This is a genomic window from Streptomyces sp. NPDC006450, assembly GCF_040612195.1.
In the GTDB taxonomy this organism is placed as follows: Bacteria; Actinomycetota; Actinomycetes; order Streptomycetales; family Streptomycetaceae; genus Streptomyces.
Genome location: NZ_JBEXPT010000230.1, coordinates 1 through 4,024, shown reverse-complemented (window position 1 = coordinate 4,024; position 4,024 = coordinate 1). Strand labels below are relative to the sequence as shown.

Genomic DNA, 4,024 nt, shown 5'->3' with positions numbered 1-4,024 from the left:
CCCGGCAGTTCGGAGACTGCCGGGGCACACCGTCGACGGGCTGCGGAGCGGGCGGTCAGCCGGTCTGCGCCTGCGCCCGGGAGAGGGTGGGCCGGGTACGGGTGGCCCGGTTCTCGATCGCCGTGGCGACGTGGAGCAGCAGGTCTTCCTGGAACCGGCCGCCGATCAGCTGCACGCCCGAGGGCAGCCCGTCACGGATTCCGGTCGGCACGGACATGGCGGGGAATCCGAGCACCGGGACCGCCTGCATGGGCCATTGCGCGGCCAGCAGTTCGCTCACCCGGGCGTCGCCGGCGAGGTCGGCGTCCTGCTCGAACGGCGGCTCGGCACAGACCGGCGTCAGGAGGATCCGGTCCTGGCCCAGGTACTGCTGGAGACGGCTGATGAGGGTGCCGCGACGGGCGTATCCCTTGATGTACGTGTCGAGGGTGGGGTGCTGGCCCCAGGTCTCCGCGGCAGCGGCGAAGGAGGACGCCAGCGAGATGCGTACCGTGTCGTCGCCGAAGCGCTCGATCTCGGACATCATCGTGCGCAGCTCCTGGTACAGCAGAAGCGACCACAGCCGGGCCGCCTCTCCGAGGAGGGGGAGCTCGATTTCCTCCACCTCGTGCCCGGCCTCGCTCAGCCACCGGGCAGCGTCGTCCAGGGCGGCGTTCACGGAGGCGTGGGGCTTGGCCATGGCGACGCCGCGGACGAGGCCGACCTTGACCCGGCCGGGCTCGCCCAGGGGCGGGCGCACCGGAAGTCCGACGGGGTCGGTGAGGTCCGGCGTCACCATGGCGTGCAGCCCGAGCCGGACGTCGTCGACGGTCCAGCCGAGCGGTCCGTGGACGGCCATCGTCTGGAAGGACATGGGGCTGTCGAACTCTTCCGCCCCGCGCGGCTCCACGCCGGAGACGAGTCCCATCGTGGGGCGCAGGCCGACCGCGCCGCAGCAGTAGGCCGGGAAGCGGACGGACCCGCCGATGTCATTGCCCTGTGCGATCGGGGTCATCCCGGCGGCGACCGCGGCGGCGGCGCCGCCGGAGGACCCGCCGGGGGTGTGGCCGCTGTGCCACGGGTTGAGCGTCGTGCCGTGCAGGTCGTTGCCGGTGAACCAGCGGACGGCGAAGGCGGGACTGTTGCTGCGGCCGAGCAGCGTCGCGCCGGCATCGCGCAGCGCGGCGATGCAGGCCGCGTCCTCCTCCGCGACGGCTCCGGCCCAGGCCGGGATGCCGTGCGAGCTGGCGTATCCGCGCTGGGAGGTGTTGATCTTGGTGGAGACGGGGACGCCGTGCAGGGGCGCGAGGTCCTTGCCGGCGGCGACCGCCGCGTCAGCGTCGGCGGCCTGCGCGAGTGCTTCCTCGGGCCGGATGTCCACGAGGGCGTTGAGCATCGGGTTGGTGTCGTCGATGCGGTCGAGGAACGCCCGGGCGACCTCGGTCGCGGAGAAGGTCTTCGCGCGGATCCCGGCGGCCAGCTCGCCGGCAGTGCGGTCCCACAGCGGCCTGTCGCCAGTGGTGTCGGTCATCGTCGTCTCCTTGGGTGAGGGCTTGAAGGTCACTTGCCGGTTCCACCGAGGTGAGCGGCCCACGGCATGCCCATGTAGGCGAAGGACGTCGGTGCGCCGCTGACACGCTTGCTCATGAACGTCCGTTCGTGCGTGGTGGCCAGGTAGACCACCGGGACGGTGGGGGTGAAGAGGGCCTGGGCCTCGGAGTACGCCTCGGCCGACGCTGCGGGGTCGGTGGAGGTACGGGCCTCGGCGAGCAGTCGGGTGACGTCGGGGTTGTCGTAGTTCGTCCAGTTGAAGATGCCACGGGGAGTCACCATCTCGGCCACGTAGGAGGCGGGGTCCGGCATGGTGACGTAACCGAAGGTCAGGATGAGGTCGAGGTTCTTGCGGACCGAGGGGTCGTAGAACAGGGAGGACATCTCGGTCGGCTGGAGCTGCTTGATCTCGATGTCCATTCCGATCTTCTTCGCCGCGGCCTGGATGAACGTCAGTGCCTGAAGTCCGCGCTGGTCACCGGCGGGAATGGCGGCCACGAGGGGGCGGGAGAGCGGGCCGGCCTGTTCGGCCAGCTTCTTGGCCTGTGCCAGGTCCGGCTTCGCGACGGAGGGCAGCGTTGCGTACGCGGCGTCGAACCGGGCGGCGGCCTTGTCCCCGTGCCAGGTGAGCGGCGGGACGAGCGACTTCAGCGGGGCCGCGTCGCCGCCGAAGACGTGTCTGATCAGCGCGTCGCGGTCGATGACGTGCGACAGCGCGTCCAGACGGCGGCGGTCGGCGGCGGGAGAGTCCGCGTTCCCGGGAATGAGCAACACGTTCTGTGTCGAGGGGCCGAGGTGGATCGTGCCGCTGTCGGCCTTGGCCAGCGCGGTGGCGCTGCTGGGCGGCAGCTCGTAGGTGCCGTCCACCTCGCCTGAGAGAAGTGCGCTGGTCAGTGTGTTGCTGTTGGTGATGAACTGGAAGACGAGCTGGTGCACTTTCGGCTTCAGCCCGGGGTCCCAGTAGGACGTGTTGCGCTCGAGCGTGATGCTGCTTCCGGACTTCCAGGAGCCCAGCTCGAACGGTCCCGTACACATGAGGCCGCCCTGGGCGGTGCCGTAGGCGGGGCCGGCCTGCTCGGCGTACGCCTTCTGGTTCACCGCGCCGAACGAGGTGGAGAGCGCCTTGGGGAGCGTCTGGTCGTACGTCTTGGTCAGCAGGGTCACCTGGTGCGGGCCCGTGGCCTTGATCGATGTCACGGCCGCCAGGAAGTTCCCGTACAGACCCTGCGTCTTCGGGTCCCTCTGGCGCTCCAGGCTGTGGATGACGTCCTGCGGCGTCATGAGGGAGCCGTCCCAGAACCTGACGTCGGAGCGCAGGTCGAGCACCAGGGTGCGGTCGTCGGTCCAGGTGACCTTCCGGGCGAGCCCGGGACCGAGGGAGAAGTCCGCGTTCATGCGGGTCAGCGTGTCGCAGAGGTTCGCCTCGACCGTCTGGGGCGAGTAGTCGCCCACTTTGGCGGGGTCCAGGGTCGTCGGCTCCCCGTAGGGAAGTGCCCAGGTCACGCGGTCCATCTCGGCGTTCCCGGGCGTGGTGGTGGCGGTGAGGCCTTCGGTCCGGGGCGTCGTGCCGCCGCCGTCCGACGAGGCGGTGCAGGCCGTGGCGGCCAGCAGACTCACGCTGGTGAGCACCGTCAGCACCGTTTTGTTCGCAGCCATGGCTGATGCTCCTTGCCGGGAGGAGTGAGGGAGGAGGAGGGACGCTCGCGAGGGGCGAGGAACGCCGACGCGTCGTCGTAAACGAACGTCATATAACGTTGTTGCATGTCACGCTTGCATCTGGTCAGCTAGTGCGTCAAGAGCAAGGCCCGGCGATCTCACCGGACCCGGCCGCGGCCCGTACGGCGCACTTCGGCAGCAGGCGTCCCGCTGACCAGCGGTGACGACATGCGTCCGCGGTCGCCGCACCGCCCTCCGCGGGCGACGTCCGATCGATCGCCACCTTCGCCCGCCCTCGACTCGCGGAGCACGCACATGCCGCCCCGCTCCCGGAACCGGAGAACCCACATGCCCTTCACACCCGCCCTCGACTTCGCGTTCGAGATCCGCGCCAAGGTGACGGAGACGCTCCACATCGGCCACGGTGACGGCGAGGTCACCGAGTTCACCCCCATCGTCGGCGGCAGCGTGGACGGCCCCCTGCTGCGCGGGGAAGTCCTGCCCGGTGGAGGCGACTGGAGCAGCACGCGCGGAGAGGTCTGCGAACTGGAGGCCCGCTACCTGCTCCGCACCGACGACGGCGCCGTGATCGACATCGTCAACCGCGGCTTCTACCGGCCCGACGCCGGCAGTCCGGACCAGTTCGACGGGGACCTGCAGGTTTCGGAGGCAGGCCACTACTACCGGACCTCGCCGGTCTTCCGTACGGACGCGCCCGCCCATCGCTGGCTGGCGGAGACGGTCTTCGTCGGCCTCGCCCGCCCCGAGGGGGAGGACGTCGTGGTCATCCGCATGTACGCGCTCAGGTAGGAGGCGCGTGGCCGGCGTTCGGCGTGCC

3 protein-coding genes are annotated in these 4,024 nt (G+C 70.4%); 1 reads left to right on the top strand and 2 read right to left on the bottom strand.

The window, feature by feature from the left end; all coding sequences use genetic code 11:
- Window positions 1-55: 55 nt before the first annotated feature.
- The gene (locus ABZY57_RS32215) at window positions 56-1,510 is read right to left on the bottom strand and encodes an amidase (RefSeq protein WP_356518010.1); all 1,455 of its coding nucleotides are present in this window, start codon (window positions 1,508-1,510) and stop codon (window positions 56-58) included.
- Between the two features lie 29 nt (window positions 1,511-1,539).
- Window positions 1,540-3,186, bottom strand: a complete 1,647-nt coding sequence (locus tag ABZY57_RS32210) for an ABC transporter substrate-binding protein (protein WP_356518008.1) — start codon at window positions 3,184-3,186, stop codon at window positions 1,540-1,542.
- A gap of 348 nt (window positions 3,187-3,534) precedes the next feature.
- Here ABZY57_RS32210 and ABZY57_RS32205 point away from each other — a divergent pair, with 348 nt between their 5' ends.
- On the top strand, window positions 3,535-3,996 hold the full coding sequence (locus ABZY57_RS32205; RefSeq protein ID WP_356518006.1) for a DUF3237 domain-containing protein: 462 nt from the start codon (window positions 3,535-3,537) through the stop codon (window positions 3,994-3,996).
- The last annotated feature ends 28 nt before the right edge of the window (window positions 3,997-4,024 follow it).